Here is a 19593-nt window from a genome sequence, read left to right on the forward strand (position 1 = left end):
TTCTTCCCTTAGAACTTGAGTCCGGCTTCGCGCGCCGCATCAGCCAGCGCTTTCACGCGGCCGTGGTAACGGAAACCCGAACGGTCGAAGGCGACGGATTCGATGCCGGCAGCCTTAGCCTTTTCTGCGATGCGCTTCCCGATCAGAGTCGCAGCAGCAACGTTGCCGCCTTTGCCCGTCTGATCAGCCAGTTGCGCACGCACTTCGGCTTCGAGCGTCGACGCGCTGGCGAGCACCTTGGTGCCGCACGGCGAGAACACTTGCGCATAGATGTGCGTGTTCGTGCGATGCACGGCGAGACGCGCGACCTGCAGCTCAGCGATCTTGATACGCGTCTGACGAGCGCGGCGCAGGCGAGATTGAGTCTTATCCATGATTGCGCACCCTTACTTCTTCTTCGTTTCTTTGAGGATCACAACCTCATTGGCGTAACGCACACCCTTGCCCTTGTAGGGCTCCGGCGGGCGATAGCCGCGCACTTCTGCAGCGACCTGGCCAACTTGTTGCTTATTGATCCCCTTGATCACGATTTCGGTTTGCGACGGGGTTTCAGCCTTGACGCCTTCCGGCATCTGGTGCACCACGGGGTGCGAGAAACCCAGCGACAGGTTCAGCTTGTCGCCTTGCGCTTGTGCGCGGTAACCAACGCCAACCAGCGTCAGCTTGCGCTCGAAACCCTTCGTCACGCCGTTCACCATGTTCGCAATCAATGCGCGCATTGTGCCCGACATCGCATTCGCTTCGCGGCTCTCGTCAACCGGCTCGATCTTCAGCGTGCCATTGTCGTTCACCACTTTCACGAGGCGGTTTGCTGCCTGCGTAATCGTACCCAATGGGCCCTTGACGGTAATGCGATCGTCGCTCAGGGCCACCTCTGCGCCTTCCAGCGCGATCGGGCTTTTACCTACTCGAGACATGTTTCTCTCCTTTCGGCCTTAAGCGACGTAGCAGATGACTTCGCCGCCAACGCCCGTTGCACGCGCCTTGCGGTCCGTCATCACGCCCTTCGGCGTCGACACTATTGCCACGCCGAGGCCATTCATGACCACGGGGATGTCGTTACGGCCGCGGTACACACGCAGACCGGGCTTCGAGACGCGTTCAATGCGCTCGATGACCGGACGGCCGGCGTAGTACTTCAACACGATGTTCAATTCAGACTTCGCACCTTCGGACTTCACTGCGAAATCATCGATATAACCTTCGTCCTTCAGGACCTGCGCAATGGCAACCTTGACTTTCGACGAGGGCATTGTCACCGAAACTTTCTCAACCATCTGCGCGTTGCGGATGCGAGTCAGCATATCGGCGATAGGATCACTCATGCTCATTTATGTTTCTCCTATTACCAGCTCGCCTTGGTCAGGCCAGGGATCTCGCCGCGGAACGCGATTTCGCGAATCTTGTTGCGCGCCAGCCCGAATTTACGGAATGTGCCGCGCGGGCGACCAGTAATTGCGCAACGGTTGCGCTTACGGGTCGGATTAGAGTTGCGCGGCAGTTGTTGCAGTTCCAGACGTGCTGCGTAGTGCTCTTCGTCCGACTTGCTCATATCGCCAATGATCGCCTTCAACTCCGCACGCTTGGGAGCGTACTTAGCAGCGAGGCGAGCACGCTTCTTTTCACGTTCGATCAGTGCCAGTTTAGCCACGGTAACCTCAGTTTCTGAACGGGAACTTGAAGCTGGCGAGCAGAGCCTTTGCTTCGTCGTCGGTCTTCGCAGTCGTCGTGATGCTGATGTTCAGCCCACGGAGTGCGTCGATCTTGTCGTAGTCGATTTCGGGGAAAATGATCTGCTCTTTCACACCGATGTTGTAGTTGCCGCGACCGTCGAATGCACGACCCGACACGCCACGGAAGTCGCGTACACGGGGGAGCGCGACCGTCACGAAACGGTCCAGAAATTCATACATTGCCTGACCACGCAACGTGACCATTGCACCGATCGGATAGCCTTGACGGATCTTGAAGCCAGCGATTGCCTTGCGTGCCTTCGTAATCACCGGCTTCTGGCCTGCGATCTTCGTCAGGTCGCCAACGGCGTTTTCGATGATCTTCTTGTCAGCAACCGCTTCGCCAAGACCCATGTTGAGGGTGATCTTGGTGATGCGCGGCACTTCCATCACGGACTTGTAACCGAACTTCTCGATGAGGCCGGGTACAACCTTTTCTTTGTAAAACTCTTGCAAACGAGCCATTTTTTTACTCCGCAGCGTCAGGCGCTCAGCTCGGCACCGGTCGTCTTAAGGAAACGGACTTTCTTGTCTCCCTCGACCTTGATGCCTACACGCGATGCCTTGCCATTCGCGTCGACCAATGCGACGTTCGAAATTTGCAGCGGCATCGTCTTGGCTTCAACACCGCCCGTCGTACCCTTCATCGGGTTCGGCTTGACGTGTTTCTTGACGAGGTTGATGCCCTCGACAATCACTTTGCCTTCGCCAACGGACAGCACAATGCCGCGCTTGCCCTTATCTTTGCCGGTGGTGACGATAACTTCGTCACCCTTGCGAATCTTGTTCATCGCGACTCCTTACAGCACTTCAGGTGCCAACGAAACGATCTTCATGAATCGTTCGCTGCGCAACTCGCGCGTGACAGGCCCGAAAATACGGGTGCCAATAGGTTCGAGCTTGGCATTCAACAACACTGCGGCGTTGCCGTCGAACTTGATCAGCGAACCGTCTTGACGGCGCACGCCCTTAGCGGTGCGAACCACCACGGCGTTATAAATTTCGCCTTTCTTCACGCGCCCGCGCGGCGTTGCTTCTTTGACGGTCACCTTGATGATGTCGCCAATGCTGGCATAACGACGCTTCGAGCCGCCGAGCACCTTGATGCACATGACTTCACGCGCACCCGTGTTGTCGGCCACTTCAAGCCGAGTTTCGGTCTGGATCATGGTTTATCTTTCCCAACTTAATCCGGCCACACCACCATGGCGTACCCGGTCAGTCTTGGTCCCGTCAGCCAATCGGCTGCTTGGGTTAGAACAGCAGCGACGGCAAACGAAACCCGCCATCGCAATCCGGTGAATCCTTCGGAACAGGCTGGCGCCCGACCCGCTTCCCCCACCAACTTCGCCCGCGACGGGGCTCCCATAAAAGAGGGAAGACCAAGATTATATCAAATAATCTTGGTCTTGCAAGCGAAACCTACTGCGATTTCAATTACTTCTACAACTTTGCGGCGTCAGATGACGCGAGCAGCCTCGACCAAGCGAGCCACAACCCAAGCTTTCGTCTTCGAAATCGGACGCGTTTCCTGGATTTCAACGAGATCGCCCTCGTTGTACGTGTTCGCATCGTCGTGCGCGTGGTATTTCTTCGAACGCACAACATACTTGCCGTAGATCGGATGCTTCACTCGGTGCTCAACCAACACGGTGACCGTCTTGTCCATCTTGTTGCTGACGACCTTGCCGACCAGCGTCCGCTTGAGCGAGGTTTTTACGCTATCGTTCATTTCTGGTTCGCCTTCTCAGTCAGGACGGTCCGCACACGTGCGATGTCGCGACGAACTTTCTTCAGCTGGCTCGTATTCGTGAGCTGTTGGGTCGCGAGTTGCATGCGCAGGCCGAATTGCGCCTTCAACAGGTCCGACAGCTCCTTGTTGAGCGCGGCCTGATCTTTCTGGTGAAGTTCGGAAGCCTTCATCATTTGCTCCTTAGGCGCCGAGCTGACGCACGATAAACGTCGTCTTAAGCGGCAGCTTAGCTGCAGCCAGACGGAACGCTTCGCGTGCCAGCTCTTCGGTTACGCCGTCCATTTCGTACAGCATCTTGCCCGGTTGAATCTCTGCGACGTAGTACTCAGGGTTACCTTTACCGTTACCCATCCGTACTTCAGCCGGCTTGTGCGAGATCGGCTTGTCCGGGAAAATGCGGATCCAGATGCGGCCACCACGCTTGATGTGGCGCGTCATTGCACGACGTGCCGCTTCAATCTGGCGCGCGGTCAAGCGACCACGACCGATAGCCTTCAGGCCGAATTCACCGAACGACACCGCGTTGCCACGGGTAGCGATACCGGTGTTACGACCCTTCTGCTCTTTGCGATACTTTCTGCGTTTCGGTTGCAGCATCGTTATTCTCCAGTCTTCCCGTCGCCACCAGCGCGACGAGGAGCGCCACGGCGTGCACCTGCCGGGCCACCACCTTCACCATCACGACGCGGACGACGATCGCCACCCGGACGTGCGTTGCGGCGCGGACGCTTTTCTTCGGCGACTTCTTCGACCACCGGCGCATCGTTACGGCCGAGCGTGTCGCCCTTGTAGACCCACACCTTCACGCCGATGATGCCGTACGTCGTCTTCGCTTCCGAAGTTGCGTAGTCGATATCGGCACGCAGCGTATGAAGCGGCACCCGACCTTCGCGATACCATTCCGTACGAGCGATTTCGATACCGTTCAGGCGGCCAGCGCTCATGATCTTGATGCCTTGGGCGCCCAGACGCATCGCGTTTTGCATTGCACGCTTCATCGCGCGGCGGAACATAATGCGCCGCTCGAGCTGTTGCGTGATCGAATCCGCGATCAATTGCGCATCGGTTTCCGGCTTACGGATTTCTTCGATGTTGACGTGGACCGGAACGCCCATGCGGCGTTGCAGCTCCGACTTCAACAGCTCGATATCCTCGCCCTTCTTACCGATGACCACACCCGGACGCGAGCTATAAATCGTGATGCGCGCGTTTTTCGCCGGACGCTCGATAACGACGCGACCCACCGAAGCGTTCTTCAGCTTCTTCTTCAGGTATTCACGAACACCGATGTCTTCCTGCAACATCGCCGCGAAATTGTTGTTGTTCGCGTACCAACGCGACGCCCAATTGCGGCTGACGGCCAAACGGAAGCCAGTCGGATGAATTTTCTGTCCCATCGTATGACCCCTTAATTCCCGACCGTCACAGTGATGTGACAGGATTGCTTCTCGATGCGGTTACCGCGGCCCTTAGCGCGCGCGGTAAAACGCTTGAGCGATGCAGCCTTGTCGATGTAGATGCTCGTGATCTTGAGCTCATCGATATCGGCGCCTTCGTTATGCTCCGCATTCGCGATCGCCGACAGCACGACCTTTTTCACGATTCCCGCAGCCTTCTTCGGCGAGAACGTCAGAACGTTCAGCGCCTTGTCGACCGGCAAACCGCGGATCTGGTCAGCCACAAGGCGCGTTTTCTGCGCCGAGATGCGGGCACCGCGATGAATTGCTTTCACTTCCATCTTGAGCCCCTTATTTCTTGGCCTTCTTGTCGGCTGCATGACCCTTAAACGTACGGGTCAATGCGAACTCGCCAAGCTTGTGGCCGACCATGTTTTCCGAGATGTACACCGGAACGTGTTGACGGCCGTTATGAACGGCGATCGTCAGACCGATGAAATCCGGAAGGATCGTCGAGCGGCGCGACCAGGTTTTGATCGGCTTCTTATCCCGCGAAGCTGCTGCCGCCTCAACTTTCTTCAGCAAATGGGCGTCGCAGAACGGACCTTTTTTTACAGAACGTGCCATTGCTTACTCCTTAGCGCTTGTGACGGCGCTGGACGATCATGCTCGTCGTGCGCTTGTTGCTGCGGGTGCGATAACCCTTAGCAGGCGTGCCCCACGGGCTCACCGGATCGCGACCTGCAGCCGTCTTGCCTTCACCACCACCGTGCGGGTGATCGACCGGGTTCATTGCAACGCCACGCACCGTCGGGCGGATACCGCGCCAGCGGTTCGCGCCAGCCTTACCGATTTGACGGAGGCTGTGCTCTTCGTTGCCAACTTCACCAATCGTCGCGCGGCATTCAACGTGAACGCGGCGGATTTCACCCGAACGCAGGCGGACCTGTGCGTAGATGCCTTCACGAGCCAGCAACATCGCTGACGTACCGGCCGAACGCGCCATTTGCGCGCCTTTGCCAGGTAGCATTTCGATGCAGTGGATCGTCGTGCCGACCGGAATATTGCGGATCGGCAGCGTATTGCCTGCGCGAATCGGCGCTTCCGAACCCGACATCAGTTGCTGGCCTACCGTCACACCCTTCGGAGCGATGATGTACTTACGCTCGCCGTCTGCGTACAGAACCAGCGCAATGTTTGCGCTGCGGTTCGGATCGTACTCAAGACGTTCGACCTTCGCCGCAATGCCGTCCTTGTTGCGACGGAAATCGACGACGCGATAGTGATGCTTGTGACCACCACCCTTGTGACGCGTAGTGATGTGGCCGTTGTTGTTGCGGCCGGCAGTCGACGACTGCGAATCGAGCAGCGGTGCGAACGGCTTGCCCTTATGCAGATCCTTGTTGACCACCTTGACCATCGCGCGGCGACCCGGCGAAGTCGGCTTAACTTTAACGATTGCCATGATTACTTGGCCTCCGCTTCAAAGTTGATTTCCTGGCCGGGCTTCAGGCAGACGTAGGCCTTCTTCACGTCCTTGCGCTTACCCATGAAGCGGCCAAAGCGCTTGGCCTTGCCCTTCGAGACCAGCACATTGACGGAATTGACTTCCACCTTGAACAGCAGCTCGACTGCAGCTTTCACTTCCTGCTTCGTGGCATCGGGCGCGACTTCGAACACGACTTGTTCGTTCTTGTCGGCCACCAGCGTCGCCTTTTCGGAGATCACCGGCGCGAGCAGGACCTGCATCAAACGATGATCGTTTTTGCGAATCTCGCTCATGACAGCAACTCCTCGATCTGGGCGACCGCAGCCTTCGTGATCAGGATCTTCTTGAAGTAGATCAGCGACAGCGGGTCGGCGTAACGCGGCTCGACAACCGCCACATGGGCGAGATTGCGCGACGCGAGGTACAGGTTTTCATCAACCGTGTCGGTAATCACCAGCACGGAGTCGAGCCCCATCGCCTTGAATTTTTCGGCCAGCAGCTTCGTCTTCGGCGCTTCGAGCGTCAGCTCGTCGACCACCGAGATGCGGCCTTCGCGGGCCAGCTGCGAGAAGATCGAGCAGAGACCCGCACGATGCATCTTCTTGTTGACCTTGTGCGAAAAGTTTTCTTCCGGCGAATTCGGGAAGATCCGGCCACCGCCGCGCCACAACGGGCTCGACGACATACCAGCACGAGCGCGGCCCGTACCCTTCTGGCGCCAAGGCTTCTTGGTCGTGTGCTTGACCTGCTCACGATCCTTTTGCGCGCGATTGCCGCTACGGGCATTCGCCTGGTAAGCAACCACGACCTGGTGAATCAGGGCTTCGTTGTAATCGCGGCCGAACACGACGTCCGACGCGCTAACGCCCGCACCTTCCTGACCGTTGGCATTCAGGAGCTTAAGTTCCATTATTTCGCTCCTTTCACGGCACGCGTCTTCACGGCCGGCGTAACGAATACCTTGCCACCCTTCGCACCTGGAACGGCGCCCTTAACCAGCAACAGCTTGCGGTCGGCGTCGATCCGAGCGATTTCCAGGTTTTGCACCGTTACAGTGTCGTCACCCATGTGACCGGTCATGCGCTTGCCGGGGAAAACACGACCCGGATCCTGCGCCATACCGATCGAACCCGGCACGTTGTGCGAGCGCGAGTTACCGTGCGATGCACGGCCGGATGCGAAGTTGTAACGCTTGATGGTACCGGCGTAGCCCTTACCGATCGACACGCCTTGCACGTCGACTTTCTGGCCCACTTCGAACAGATCGGGACCGACCACGGCACCGTTCGACAACTCGGCAGCCTTGGCGGCATCGATCTGGAATTCTTTGAGGATTTCACCGGCTTGAACACCGGCTTTGGCGAGATGACCGGCCAACGGCTTCGTCACACGCGATGCACGGCGCGTACCGAATGCAACCTGCACGGCCGTGTAGCCGTCGGTTTCAACAGTCTTGATCTGCGTCACGCGGTTGTCGGACACGTCCAGCACGGTAACGGGAATCGAATCCCCTTCAGCCGTGAAGATACGGGTCATGCCAACCTTGCGACCTACGAGTCCAAGGCTCATCGTTTTCTCCATTCCCGACTGCGATTGGTCGGGGCTAATTTACAAAATGCCGGCGCCGTTTCGGGCATGAATTCATGCTGCAGCACGCCGACTTTTTTGCGCAAATGCGCGAAAAGCCTTGCATTATAGCGAGGCCTTTCGTTTTTCGCAAGCAATCAATGACTTAGCGTTGCCCGTGACCCCAGGCAAGCACCGAGAGCCTTATTGCAGCTTGATTTCCACGTCCACGCCAGCCGGCAGATCCAGCTTCATCAGCGCATCAACGGTCTTGTCCGTCGGATCGACGATGTCCATCAGGCGTTGGTGGGTGCGAATTTCGAGCTGATCGCGCGACGTCTTATTGACGTGCGGCGAACGCAGGATGTCGAAACGTTGAATGCGGGTCGGCAGGGGCACCGGACCACGAACGATTGCGCCAGTCCGCTTTGCCGTATCGACGATTTCAGCTGCCGATTGATCGATAAGGCGATAGTCGAAAGCCTTCAGGCGAATGCGGATTTTCTGGTTCTGCATGACAATTCCTCGGTAAAGAGCGAGGCGGCGTTGCGCCGCCAGACAGTAAAAGAACGTAGAGCCGGGCACCCGCTGAGGGCCGGCGCCCGGCTCCGGGCACCACTTGCTACAAATTCAAGCCGCGATTTTACTCGAGAATCTTGGCAACGACACCTGCGCCGACGGTACGGCCGCCTTCGCGGATCGCGAAGCGCAGACCCTCTTCCATCGCGATCGGATTGATCAGCTTCACCGTGATCGACACGTTGTCGCCCGGCATGACCATTTCCTTGTCCTTCGGCAACTCGATCGAGCCCGTCACGTCCGTCGTACGGAAGTAGAACTGCGGACGATAGTTGTTGAAGAACGGCGTGTGGCGGCCGCCCTCGTCCTTGCTCAGCACGTACACCTCGGCCGTGAAGTGCGTGTGCGGATTGATCGAGCCCGGCTTCGCCAGCACCTGACCACGCTCCACGTCTTCACGCTTCGTGCCGCGCAGCAGGATACCCACGTTGTCGCCTGCCTGACCCTGGTCAAGCAGCTTGCGGAACATTTCCACGCCCGTGCAGGTCGTCTTCACCGTCGGCTTGATACCGACGATCTCGATTTCCTCGCCGACCTTCACCACGCCGCGCTCGACGCGACCCGTCACCACCGTGCCACGACCCGAGATCGAGAACACGTCTTCCACCGGCATCAGGAAGGCGCCGTCAACTGCACGCTCCGGCGTCGGGATATACGTGTCCAGCGCGTCGGCCAGGTTCATGATCGCCACTTCGCCCAGCTCGCCCTTGTCGCCTTCCAGCGCCAGCTTGGCCGAACCCTTGATGATCGGCGTGTCGTCGCCCGGGAAGTCGTACTTCGACAGAAGTTCGCGAACTTCCATCTCGACCAGCTCCAGCAGCTCGGCGTCGTCCACCATGTCGCACTTGTTCAGGAACACGATGATGTACGGAACACCCACCTGGCGCGCCAGCAGGATGTGCTCGCGCGTTTGCGGCATCGGGCCGTCAGCGGCCGAGCACACCAGGATCGCGCCGTCCATCTGCGCTGCGCCCGTGATCATGTTCTTCACATAGTCAGCGTGGCCCGGGCAGTCGACGTGGGCGTAGTGGCGGTTAGCCGTTTCGTACTCGACGTGCGCCGTGTTGATCGTGATGCCGCGCGCCTTTTCTTCCGGCGCCGCGTCGATCTGGTCATACGCCTTCGCTTCGCCGCCGAACTTCTGCGTCAGAACCGTCGTGATCGCTGCCGTCAGCGTGGTCTTGCCGTGGTCAACGTGACCGATCGTGCCGACGTTCACGTGCGGCTTGGTCCGTTCGAATTTACCTTTAGCCATGTTTCTCTTCTTTCAAAAAGTTAATCGTTGAATGACTTGCCGCGCGATTACTTCGACTTCGCGTTGATGATCGCTTCGGACACGTTACGCGGTGCTTCAGCGTAATGCTTGAACTCCATCGTATACGTTGCACGACCTTGAGTCAGCGAGCGCAGCGACGTCGAGTAGCCGAACATTTCCGACAGCGGCACTTCGGCGCGAACGATCTTGCCGCCGCCAACCATGTCGTCCATGCCCTGAACGATGCCGCGACGACCCGACAGATCGCCCATCACGTTGCCCATGTAATCTTCAGGCGTTTCAACTTCCACAGCCATCATCGGTTCGAGAATGACCGGCTGCGCCTTGCGCATTGCTTCCTTGAACGCCATCGAACCGGCCATGCGGAACGCGTTTTCGTTCGAGTCAACATCGTGGTACGAACCGAACGTCAGGTGAACCTTCACGTCAACGACCGGGAAACCTGCCAGCACGCCGGACTTCAGCGTTTCCTGGATACCCTTGTCGACTGCCGGAATATATTCACGCGGAATCACGCCGCCCTTGATTTCGTCCAGGAACTCATAGCCCTTGCCTTGCTCATTCGGCTCGAGCGTGATGACAGCGTGACCGTACTGGCCGCGACCGCCCGACTGCTTGACGAACTTACCGTCGACGTCTTCCGCCTTGCCGCGAATCGTTTCGCGGTAAGCCACTTGCGGCTTGCCCACCGTTGCTTCGACACCGAACTCACGCTTCATCCGGTCGACCAGAATTTCCAGGTGAAGCTCGCCCATGCCGGAAATGATGGTTTGACCCGATTCCTCGTCCGTTTGAACGCGGAAAGACGGATCTTCCTGTGCCAGACGGTTCAACGCCAGACCCATCTTTTCCTGGTCGGGCTTCGTCTTCGGCTCAACAGCTTGCGAAATCACCGGCTCGGGGAAAATCATGCGTTCGAGCACGATCGGGCTCTGCGGATCGCACAGCGTGTCACCGGTCGTTGCGTCCTTCAGGCCGACGGCTGCAGCGATGTCCCCTGCACGGACTTCCTTGATTTCTTCGCGCTGATTTGCGTGCATCTGCAAAATACGGCCCAGACGTTCCTTCTTGTCTTTGGTCGCGTTCAGCACGGTGTCGCCCGAATTCACAACGCCCGAATACACACGGAAGAAGATCAGTTGGCCGACAAACGGGTCGGTCATGATCTTGAATGCCAATGCCGAGAATTTTTCATCGTCGGCTGCCCGGCGCTCACCCTTCTCACCGTTTTCCAGCTCGCCGGTAACCGGCGGGATGTCGATCGGTGACGGCAGGAAATCGAGCACGGCGTCCAGCATGCGTTGCACGCCCTTGTTCTTGAACGCGGTGCCGCAAAGCATCGGCTGGATTTCGCAAGCGATCGTACGGTCGCGCAGACCCTTGATGATTTCCGCTTCGGTCAGTTCGCCCGACTCGAGGTACTTGTTCATCAGGTCTTCGCTCGATTCAGCCGCGGCTTCGACCATCTTTTCACGCCATTCATTGCACGTGTCGACGAGTGCTGCCGGGATCTCTTCGTACGAGAACTTGGTGCCTTGGGATGCTTCGTCCCAAATGATCGCCTTCATCTTCAGCAGATCGACCACGCCCGTGAAGTTCTCTTCAGCGCCGATAGGCACAACGACCGGCACCGGATTCGCCTTCAGGCGCAGCTTGAGCTGGTCATAGACCTTGAAGAAGTTCGCGCCGGTACGATCCATCTTGTTGATGAACGCGAGACGGGGAACCTTGTACTTGTTAGCCTGACGCCACACGGTTTCCGACTGGGGCTGCACGCCGCCCACTGCGCAGTACACCATGCATGCGCCATCGAGCACGCGCATCGAGCGCTCGACTTCAATCGTGAAGTCGACGTGTCCCGGCGTGTCGATGATGTTAATGCGGTGCTCAGCGCGGTCGCCGGCCATGCCTTTCCAGAACGCCGTGGTGGCAGCGGACGTGATCGTGATGCCGCGTTCCTGCTCCTGCTCCATCCAGTCCATGGTGGCAGCGCCGTCGTGCACTTCACCAATCTTGTGGTTCACGCCGGTGTAGAACAGGATGCGCTCGGTCGTCGTCGTTTTGCCGGCGTCGATGTGAGCGCTAATACCGATGTTACGGTAGCGCTCGATAGGTGTCTTGCGAGCCACTTTGATCCTCTATGGGGATGACGCGATGCGAGAAAATACCCATCGCGCTGTAACACAAACGGGCGAGGCGCTTTGTAAGCGCACCCGCCCGGAATTTCTTTCCGATTTTTCTGCTAACCCGGGTTCGGGGAGCTTAGAAACGGAAGTGCGAGAACGCCTTATTGGCTTCTGCCATCCGGTGAACTTCGTCGCGCTTCTTCATTGCGCCGCCACGGCCTTCAGCCGCTTCGGAGAGTTCACCTGCCAGACGCAGGGCCATCGACTTCTCGCTGCGCTTCTTCGCGGCTTCACGCAGCCAACGCATCGCCAATGCCATACGACGCGACGGGCGCACTTCGACCGGAACCTGATAGTTCGCACCACCAACGCGGCGGCTCTTCACTTCCACCACCGGCTTGACGTTGTTGAGCGCTACCGTGAACACTTCCAGCGGGTCCTTGCCACCCTTGGTCTGGATCTGTTCGAAAGCGCCGTACACGATACGCTCGGCAACCGACTTCTTGCCGGAGAGCATCAGCACGTTCATGAACTTAGCTACATCTACGTTGCCGAATTTCGGATCCGGCAACACTTCCCGCTTGGGGACTTCGCGACGACGCGGCATGTTTCTTCCTTTACTTTTCAGTTGGAGCTATTTTTAGCTCCGCGGCCACCAACTAACCCGATTCATCTCTAGCGACTTACCAGCCTGGTCGGGTGACCACTTACTCGACAGCGCCGGCGATTCCGGCACCACCGCTATTACCGCCCTTGCAGGCGACCTGAAACTACTCTGACCGGCTAATTACTTGCCAGCTTTTGCACGCTTCGCACCGTACTTCGAGCGAGCCTGCTTACGGTCCTTGACGCCCTGGGTATCCAGCGAGCCGCGAACCATGTGGTAACGCACACCCGGCAAGTCCTTGACACGGCCGCCGCGAATCAGCACGACCGAGTGTTCCTGCAGGTTGTGGCCTTCACCACCGATATACGAAATGACTTCGAAGCCGTTCGTCAGGCGCACCTTCGCAACCTTACGGAGCGCCGAGTTCGGCTTCTTCGGCGTCGTGGTGTACACACGGGTGCACACGCCGCGACGCTGGGGGCAGTCCTGCAAAGCCGGGCTCTTGCTCTTCGTCGTTTCCGACGCGCGGCCTTTGCGAACCAGTTGATTGATGGTTGGCATTGTTTATTCCTGAAATTGAACAAAATCGACGCATCTGTTTCCGGGCAAAGCAGAAACGATTGCGCATCGAACTTCCGGATCCGATCGCAGCGCGTGGATTGATTCCGCGCGCAGGCATCTCAAGAACCGGAACCTAGCATAATATTCCGAAAATACTAAGAGAGTCAACAGCTTGCGATGCTTCGCACCCCAGCGGAGGCGCCCGAGCACTCAGTCGGCGGCGACGACTTCCAGCAACTCGTCGCCGAAACGATCCAGTTTCCGCGCCCCCATGCCCGGGATACTCCGCAAATCTTCGATGGAATCTGGGCCGTTGCGGGCAATCTCCGCGAGCGTCGCGTCGTGGAAGATCACATAAGCCGGCACACCGTCGCTCCTGGCCGTTTCGGTGCGCCACGCGCGCAGCCGCTCCCAGCGGGCGCGTTCGCGCGGACCCATGCCGATCGTGGGGTCGGCACGCTCGCTGGTGCGTCCGGACGACTGGCGGGAGCGCGTCGGCTTTACATAGCGACGCATCGTGACACTCTGCTCGCCCTTGAGCACCGGCTTGCTCGCTTCGGTGAGAACCAGCGAGCCAAATCCTTCGTGGTCGACCGTCAGATAGCCGAACGCGACGAGTTGGCGAAACACCGCACGCCACTCCGGCTCGCCTAGCGCGGCGCCGATGCCGAATGTGGTCAGCTTTTCATGCCCACGCTGCAAGATTTTTTCGCTGCGGTTGCCGCGCAGGATATCGATCAGATGGCCCGCGCCGAAGTGAAAACCGCTCGCCCGCTGCGCGCGAAACACGCAGGAAAGCGCCATCTGCGCTTCGCGCGTCGCGTCCCATGTGTGGGGCGGCTCGAGGCAGTTGTCGCAGTTGCCGCATGGCTCGCTCGATTCGCCGAAATAGGCGAGCAACCGCACCCGCCGGCAGGTCGCGGCCTCGCACAGACCGAGCAACGCATCGAGCTTGCCGGTCTGCACGCGTTTGTGTGCGTCGTCGGCGTCGGATTCGTCGATCATCTTGCGCTGCTGCACGACATCGCCGAGGCCATAGGCCATCCACGCGTTGGCAGCCATGCCGTCGCGACCGGCGCGCCCCGTTTCCTGGTAATAGCCCTCGACGCTCTTCGGTAAGTCGAGGTGAGCGACAAAGCGCACGTCCGGCTTGTCGATTCCCATGCCGAATGCGATCGTCGCGCACATCACGATGCCTTCCTCGCGCTGAAACATCTCCTGATGCTTCTGGCGGATTTCGAACTCCATGCCGGCGTGATACGGCAACGCGCGCATGCCTTTTTCCTTCAGCCACTCCGCCGTTTCTTCGACCTTGCGGCGCGACAGGCAATACACGACGCCGGCGTCGGTCGTGCCGTCCGGCCGCGTATGTTCCGCGCGAATGAAATCGAGCAACTGGGTGCGCGCATTGTCTTTTTCGACAATGCGATAGCGGATGTTCGGCCGATCGAAACTCGACACGAAAACGCGTGCGTCGTCCAGCGCCAAACGGTGAATGATCTCGTCACGCGTAATCGCGTCGGCCGTGGCGGTGAGTGCGATGCGCGGCACATTCGGGAAGCGCTCGTGCAGCACCGACAACTGGATATATTCCGGCCGGAAATCGTGCCCCCATTGCGACACGCAATGCGCCTCGTCGATTGCGAAGAGCCCGATGCGCGTGCGCTCCAGCAACTCCTGGAATCGGGGCGTCATCAACCGCTCAGGCGCCACGTACAACAGATCGATTTCGCCATCGCGCAATGCGCGTTCCGTGGCCATCGCTTCGGCACTCGACAACGTCGAATTCAGATACGCCGCACGCACGCCGACTTCAGTCAGCGCCGCCACCTGATCCTGCATGAGCGCGATCAGTGGTGAAACCACGATTCCCGTACCGAAGCCGCCTTCTCGCCGTACCAGCGACGGAATCTGATAGCACAACGATTTGCCGCCGCCCGTTGGCATCAGTACGAGACAATCGCCGCCGCCCGAGACGTGTTCGACAATTTCGCCCTGCTGTCCTCTGAACGCGGGGTAACCGAAGACTTCGTTGAGGATTTCGAGCGGACGGGACATGAATTTGAGAGAAGCAGCGTGGAGCCGGTGACACGAATTTTACCAACGCATTCGTGCTGCGCCCGCCATTTGCGACAAACGTTAGCCGTTTGGCCTAACAAATCAGCGCAAAGCACGCAAAAGAAGAGCGCATAAAAAAAAGCCGCTCAGTCGAAACTGAGCGGCTTCGCTGGCTGGTGAGTCCAAAGCGGCTAACGCCGCCCGGACTTACTCGCCGGAGTGGTGCTGTTCGGCGGCCGGGGTTTCCGGCGTACCGAATTCGAACGACTCTTCCGCTGCGATCTGATCGAAACGCTCGCGGTCGGACAGTTCCTTGCTCTTGCGTGCCTTGTGGAACGCGAGACCCGTACCGGCCGGAATCAGACGGCCGACGATCACGTTTTCCTTCAGACCACGCAGGTCATCGCGCTTGCCCATGATCGCCGCTTCGGTCAGCACGCGGGTCGTTTCCTGGAACGACGCCGCGGAGATGAACGAATCGGTCGACAACGAGGCCTTCGTGATACCGAGCAGCACGTTTTCGTACGTTGCCGGACGCTTGTCTTCCGCGATCATACGGTCGTTCTCGTCGAGCATGTCCGACCGCTCGACCTGTTCGCCCGGGATGAAACGCGTATCGCCGTTGTCCGTGATCTGCACACGGCGCAGCATCTGACGAACAATCACTTCAATGTGCTTGTCGTTGATCTTCACGCCTTGCAAACGGTACACGTCCTGCACTTCGTCCACGATGTAACGCGACAGCGCTTCGACGCCCTGCAAACGCAGGATGTCGTGCGGATCCGCCGGCCCGTCCACGATCATTTCGCCCTTGTTGACGACCTGACCATCGTGCACCAGAACCTGCTTTTCCTTCGCGATCAGGAACTCGTGCTGGTTGCCCTCGAGGTCCGTGATAACGAGACGCTGCTTGCCCTTCGTGTCCTTGCCGAACGACGTCGTACCCGTGACTTCCGCCAGGATACCTGCGTCTTTCGGCGAACGTGCTTCGAACAGTTCCGCCACACGCGGCAGACCGCCGGTAATGTCACGCGTCTTCTGCGATTCGGTCGGGATACGTGCGAGCACTTCGCCGACCTGCACTTGCTGCCCGTCCTTCACGGTGATCAGCGCGCCGACCTGGAAGCCGATTTGCACCGAGTGCTCGGTGTTCGGGATCTTGACTTCTTCGCCGTTCGCATCGAGCAGCTTGACCTGCGGACGCACCGTCTTCGACGCTTGCGAACCGCGGCGCTTCACGTCGATCACGACCAGCGTCGAGAGACCCGTCACATCGTCGATCTGCTTGGCAACCGTCACGCCTTCCTCGACGTTTTCGAACTTCACCGTGCCACCGTACTCGGTGATGATCGGACGCGTCATCGGATCCCACGTCGCCAGTTGCGTGCCGGCCTTGATCTGCGCGCCGTCCAGTTGCAACAGCGTCGCGCCGTACGGCACCTTGTGACGTTCGCGCTCGCGGCCGTGGTCGTCGGTGATCATCGCTTCGCCGGAACGCGAAATGACGATCTGCTCGCCCTTCGCGTTGGTGACGTAGCGCATCGTTGCCGTGAAGCGCACCGTACCGTTCGACTTCGCTTCGATCGACGAAGCCACCGCTGCACGCGACGCCGCACCACCGATGTGGAACGTACGCATCGTGAGCTGCGTGCCCGGTTCACCGATCGACTGCGCGGCGATCACGCCGACTGCCTCACCGACGTTGACCGACGAGCCTCGGCCCAGGTCGCGGCCGTAGCAGGCTGCGCACAGACCGTAACGCGTTTCGCAAGTCAGCGGCGTACGCACGCGCACTTCGTCGATGCCGAGGCGTTCGATTTCCTCGACCGCATCTTCGTCGAGCAGCGTGCCCGTTTCGTACAGCGTTTCCTGCGATTCCGGATTGACGACGTCAGCCACCGTCACGCGACCGAGGATACGGTCACGCAGCGCTTCGACGACTTCACCGCCTTCGACCAACGCCTTCATGGCAACGCCGTTGGACGTACCGCAGTCGTCCTCGACCACGACCAGATCCTGCGTCACGTCCACGAGACGACGCGTCAGGTAACCCGAGTTTGCCGTCTTCAGTGCCGTATCAGCCAGACCCTTACGTGCGCCGTGGGTCGAGATGAAGTACTGCAACACGTTCAGGCCTTCGCGGAAGTTCGCCGTGATCGGCGTCTCGATGATCGAGCCGTCCGGCTTCGCCATCAGGCCACGCATACCGGCCAGCTGACGAATCTGAACCGCCGAACCGCGAGCACCGGAGTCGGCCATCATGTAGATGGAATTGAACGACTCCTGACGCGTTTCGTTGCCGTCGCGATCGACCACCGGTTCCGTCGACAGCTGTTCCATCATCGCCTTGCCGACCGCTTCCGACGTTGCCGACCAGATGTCGACGACGTTGTTGTAGCGCTCTTGCGACGTGACGAGACCCGACATGTACTGACGGTCGTATTCCTTCACCTTCTTCGCGGCGTCGCCGACGATGGTTTCCTTCTGCGGCGGCACGAGCATGTCGTCGACGCAGATGGAGATACCCGCGCGCGTTGCCAGACGGAAACCCGACTGCATCAACTGGTCGGCGAAAATCACCGTTTCACGCAGACCGCACTTGCGGAATGCGGTGTTGATCAGGCGCGAGATTTCCTTCTTCTTCAGCGGCTTGTTCAGCACCGAGAACGGCAGGCCCGGCGGAAGAATCTCCGACAGGATTGCGCGGCCGACGGTGGTCGGATACAGCGTGATCTTCGGCACGAACGCCGGCGCACCTTCCGACTTGTCTTCGTTGTGGACCATTTCCGTGATCCGCACGTTGACGCGCGAGGCGAGCTCGACTTCCTTGTTCTCGTAGGCACGCAGTGCTTCCGAGACGCCGGTGAACGTCAGGCCTTCGCCCTTCGCATTCACCGCTTCACGCGTCGCGTAGTACAGGCCAAGCACGATATCCTGCGACGGCACGATCGACGGATCGCCATTGGCCGGGAACAGGACGTTGTTCGACGCCAGCATCAGCGTGCGCGCTTCCATCTGCGCTTCCAGCGACAGCGGCACGTGAACAGCCATCTGGTCACCGTCGAAGTCGGCGTTGAACGCCGCGCAAACGAGCGGGTGCAGCTGGATTGCCTTGCCTTCGATCAGCACCGGCTCGAAAGCCTGAATGCCGAGGCGGTGCAGCGTAGGCGCACGGTTCAGCATGACCGGATGCTCGCGGATCACCTCTTCGAGGATGTCCCACACCACCGGCGTCTGGTTCTCGACTTCCTTCTTCGCAGCCTTGATGGTGGTAGCGACACCCATCACCTCGAGCTTGTTGAAGATGAAAGGCTTGAACAGTTCGAGCGCCATCAGCTTCGGCAGGCCGCACTGGTGCAGCTTGAGCGTCGGGCCGACCACGATCACCGAACGGCCGGAGTAGTCCACGCGCTTACCGAGCAGGTTTTGACGGAAACGGCCGCCCTTACCCTTGATCATGTCAGCGAGCGACTTCAGCGGACGCTTGTTCGCGCCGGTCATCGCCTTACCGCGGCGACCGTTGTCGAGCAGCGAATCGACGGCTTCCTGCAGCATCCGCTTTTCGTTGCGGACGATGATTTCAGGCGCCTTCAGCTCGAGCAGACGCTTCAACCGGTTGTTACGGTTGATCACGCGGCGATACAGGTCGTTCAGGTCCGACGTCGCGAAGCGGCCGCCGTCCAGCGGCACCAGCGGACGCAGTTCCGGCGGCAGCACCGGCAGCACTTCGAGCACCATCCAGTCGGGCTTGATGCCCGAACGCTGGAAAGCCTCGAGCACCTTCAGGCGCTTCGCGTACTTCTTGATCTTCGCTTCCGAACCCGTGTTCTTGAGTTCGGTGCGCAGCATCTCGACCTGCTCGTCGATGTTGATCGCGCGCAGCAGTTCGCGCACGCCTTCCGCGCCCATTTCGGCGCGGAACTCGTCGCCGTACTCTTCGACCTTGTTGTAGTAATCCTCTTCGGTCATGATCTGCCGCGCTTTCAGCGGCGTCATGCCCGGATCGATCACCACATAGGCTTCGAAGTACAGCACGCGTTCGATGTCGCGCAGCGTCATGTCGAGCACCATGCCCAGACGCGACGGCAGCGACTTCAGGAACCAGATGTGCGCAACCGGCGAGGCCAACTCAATGTGGCCCATCCGTTCGCGACGCACCTTGGCGAGCGTCACTTCGACGCCGCACTTTTCGCAAATCACGCCACGATGCTTCAGGCGCTTGTACTTGCCACAAAGGCATTCGTAGTCTTTGATCGGCCCGAAAATCTTCGCGCAGAACAGACCATCACGCTCCGGCTTGAACGTCCGGTAGTTGATGGTTTCCGGCTTCTTCACTTCACCGAACGACCACGAACGGATTTTGTCGGGCGAGGCCAGACCGATCTTGATCGCGTCAAAAACTTCTGGTTGTTGGACTTGCTTGAATAGATCGAGCAGAGCTTTCATTG

General features: G+C 59.2%; 24 protein-coding genes. All 24 read right to left on the bottom strand.

The window, feature by feature from the left end; genetic code table 11:
• Positions 1-8: 8 nt before the first annotated feature.
• The 24 genes from rplR to rpoC all read right to left on the bottom strand — a co-directional run bounded on the left by rplR (position 9) and on the right by rpoC (position 19591).
• A complete protein-coding gene (gene rplR, locus ACOCG7_RS29230; protein ID WP_006052218.1) occupies positions 9-374 on the bottom strand; it encodes a 50S ribosomal protein L18 in 366 nt (121 codons plus the stop codon).
• Between the two features lie 12 nt (positions 375-386).
• Entirely contained in the window at positions 387-917 is a 531-nt protein-coding gene (rplF, locus tag ACOCG7_RS29235) for a 50S ribosomal protein L6 (protein ID WP_073431855.1), read from the bottom strand.
• 18 nt (positions 918-935) lie between these two features.
• Positions 936-1331, bottom strand: a complete 396-nt coding sequence (gene rpsH / locus ACOCG7_RS29240; RefSeq protein ID WP_006052216.1) for a 30S ribosomal protein S8 — start codon at positions 1329-1331, stop codon at positions 936-938.
• Between the two features lie 14 nt (positions 1332-1345).
• Positions 1346-1651, bottom strand: coding sequence for a 30S ribosomal protein S14 (rpsN, locus tag ACOCG7_RS29245; RefSeq protein WP_006052215.1), 306 nt, complete (start codon positions 1649-1651; stop codon positions 1346-1348).
• A 7-nt stretch (positions 1652-1658) separates the two neighbouring features.
• A complete protein-coding gene (gene rplE / locus ACOCG7_RS29250; protein WP_006052214.1) occupies positions 1659-2198 on the bottom strand; it encodes a 50S ribosomal protein L5 in 540 nt (179 codons plus the stop codon).
• Between the two features lie 17 nt (positions 2199-2215).
• Positions 2216-2524, bottom strand: a complete 309-nt coding sequence (gene rplX / locus ACOCG7_RS29255) for a 50S ribosomal protein L24 (protein ID WP_073431857.1) — start codon at positions 2522-2524, stop codon at positions 2216-2218.
• Between the two features lie 9 nt (positions 2525-2533).
• A complete protein-coding gene (gene rplN / locus ACOCG7_RS29260) occupies positions 2534-2902 on the bottom strand; it encodes a 50S ribosomal protein L14 (protein WP_006052212.1) in 369 nt (122 codons plus the stop codon).
• Positions 2903-3192: 290 nt separating this feature from the next.
• Positions 3193-3465, bottom strand: a complete 273-nt coding sequence (gene rpsQ / locus ACOCG7_RS29265; protein ID WP_007180129.1) for a 30S ribosomal protein S17 — start codon at positions 3463-3465, stop codon at positions 3193-3195.
• Positions 3462-3656 carry a 50S ribosomal protein L29 gene (gene rpmC, locus ACOCG7_RS29270; protein ID WP_007180130.1) on the bottom strand — a complete coding sequence of 65 codons (195 nt, stop codon included), beginning with the start codon at positions 3654-3656 and terminating at the stop codon, positions 3462-3464. Before rpmC ends, rpsQ begins: the two co-directional genes overlap by 4 nt.
• A gap of 10 nt (positions 3657-3666) precedes the next feature.
• Positions 3667-4083, bottom strand: a complete 417-nt coding sequence (rplP, locus tag ACOCG7_RS29275) for a 50S ribosomal protein L16 (RefSeq protein WP_007180131.1) — start codon at positions 4081-4083, stop codon at positions 3667-3669.
• A 2-nt stretch (positions 4084-4085) separates the two neighbouring features.
• Positions 4086-4883, bottom strand: coding sequence for a 30S ribosomal protein S3 (gene rpsC / locus ACOCG7_RS29280; protein ID WP_035554750.1), 798 nt, complete (start codon positions 4881-4883; stop codon positions 4086-4088).
• A gap of 11 nt (positions 4884-4894) precedes the next feature.
• Positions 4895-5224, bottom strand: a complete 330-nt coding sequence (gene rplV / locus ACOCG7_RS29285) for a 50S ribosomal protein L22 (RefSeq protein ID WP_011490054.1) — start codon at positions 5222-5224, stop codon at positions 4895-4897.
• Positions 5225-5234: 10 nt separating this feature from the next.
• Positions 5235-5510, bottom strand: coding sequence for a 30S ribosomal protein S19 (gene rpsS, locus ACOCG7_RS29290; RefSeq protein ID WP_004199273.1), 276 nt, complete (start codon positions 5508-5510; stop codon positions 5235-5237).
• A 10-nt stretch (positions 5511-5520) separates the two neighbouring features.
• Positions 5521-6348, bottom strand: a complete 828-nt coding sequence (gene rplB, locus ACOCG7_RS29295; RefSeq protein WP_073431858.1) for a 50S ribosomal protein L2 — start codon at positions 6346-6348, stop codon at positions 5521-5523.
• A gap of 2 nt (positions 6349-6350) precedes the next feature.
• Positions 6351-6665 (bottom strand): 50S ribosomal protein L23, encoded by a 315-nt coding sequence (gene rplW / locus ACOCG7_RS29300; protein WP_007180135.1) that lies wholly within the window; start codon positions 6663-6665, stop codon positions 6351-6353.
• On the bottom strand, positions 6662-7282 hold the full coding sequence (gene rplD / locus ACOCG7_RS29305) for a 50S ribosomal protein L4 (RefSeq protein WP_007180136.1): 621 nt from the start codon (positions 7280-7282) through the stop codon (positions 6662-6664). Before rplD ends, rplW begins: the two co-directional genes overlap by 4 nt.
• Entirely contained in the window at positions 7282-7941 is a 660-nt protein-coding gene (gene rplC / locus ACOCG7_RS29310; RefSeq protein WP_073431863.1) for a 50S ribosomal protein L3, read from the bottom strand. The genes rplD and rplC overlap by 1 nt, the downstream gene beginning before the upstream one ends.
• Positions 7942-8142: 201 nt before the next feature.
• A complete protein-coding gene (gene rpsJ / locus ACOCG7_RS29315; protein WP_006998489.1) occupies positions 8143-8454 on the bottom strand; it encodes a 30S ribosomal protein S10 in 312 nt (103 codons plus the stop codon).
• 127 nt (positions 8455-8581) lie between these two features.
• Positions 8582-9772, bottom strand: a complete 1191-nt coding sequence (tuf, locus tag ACOCG7_RS29320) for an elongation factor Tu (RefSeq protein WP_012434572.1) — start codon at positions 9770-9772, stop codon at positions 8582-8584.
• Positions 9773-9819: 47 nt separating this feature from the next.
• Entirely contained in the window at positions 9820-11922 is a 2103-nt protein-coding gene (gene fusA, locus ACOCG7_RS29325; protein WP_073432695.1) for an elongation factor G, read from the bottom strand.
• 133 nt (positions 11923-12055) lie between these two features.
• Positions 12056-12526: a 30S ribosomal protein S7 gene (gene rpsG, locus ACOCG7_RS29330; RefSeq protein WP_006053291.1), complete on the bottom strand. Its 471-nt coding sequence runs from the start codon at positions 12524-12526 to the stop codon at positions 12056-12058.
• Between the two features lie 180 nt (positions 12527-12706).
• Positions 12707-13087, bottom strand: a complete 381-nt coding sequence (rpsL, locus tag ACOCG7_RS29335) for a 30S ribosomal protein S12 (RefSeq protein ID WP_006998493.1) — start codon at positions 13085-13087, stop codon at positions 12707-12709.
• A gap of 210 nt (positions 13088-13297) precedes the next feature.
• Entirely contained in the window at positions 13298-15145 is a 1848-nt protein-coding gene (recQ, locus tag ACOCG7_RS29340) for a DNA helicase RecQ (RefSeq protein WP_114163230.1), read from the bottom strand.
• 207 nt (positions 15146-15352) lie between these two features.
• The gene (rpoC, locus tag ACOCG7_RS29345; protein ID WP_073432699.1) at positions 15353-19591 is read right to left on the bottom strand and encodes a DNA-directed RNA polymerase subunit beta'; all 4239 of its coding nucleotides are present in this window, start codon (positions 19589-19591) and stop codon (positions 15353-15355) included.
• Between the last annotated feature and the right edge of the window lie 2 nt (positions 19592-19593).

Origin of the sequence: Paraburkholderia sp. DD10 (assembly GCF_049177125.1) — a bacterium.
GTDB lineage: Bacteria > Pseudomonadota > Gammaproteobacteria > Burkholderiales > Burkholderiaceae > Paraburkholderia > Paraburkholderia terricola.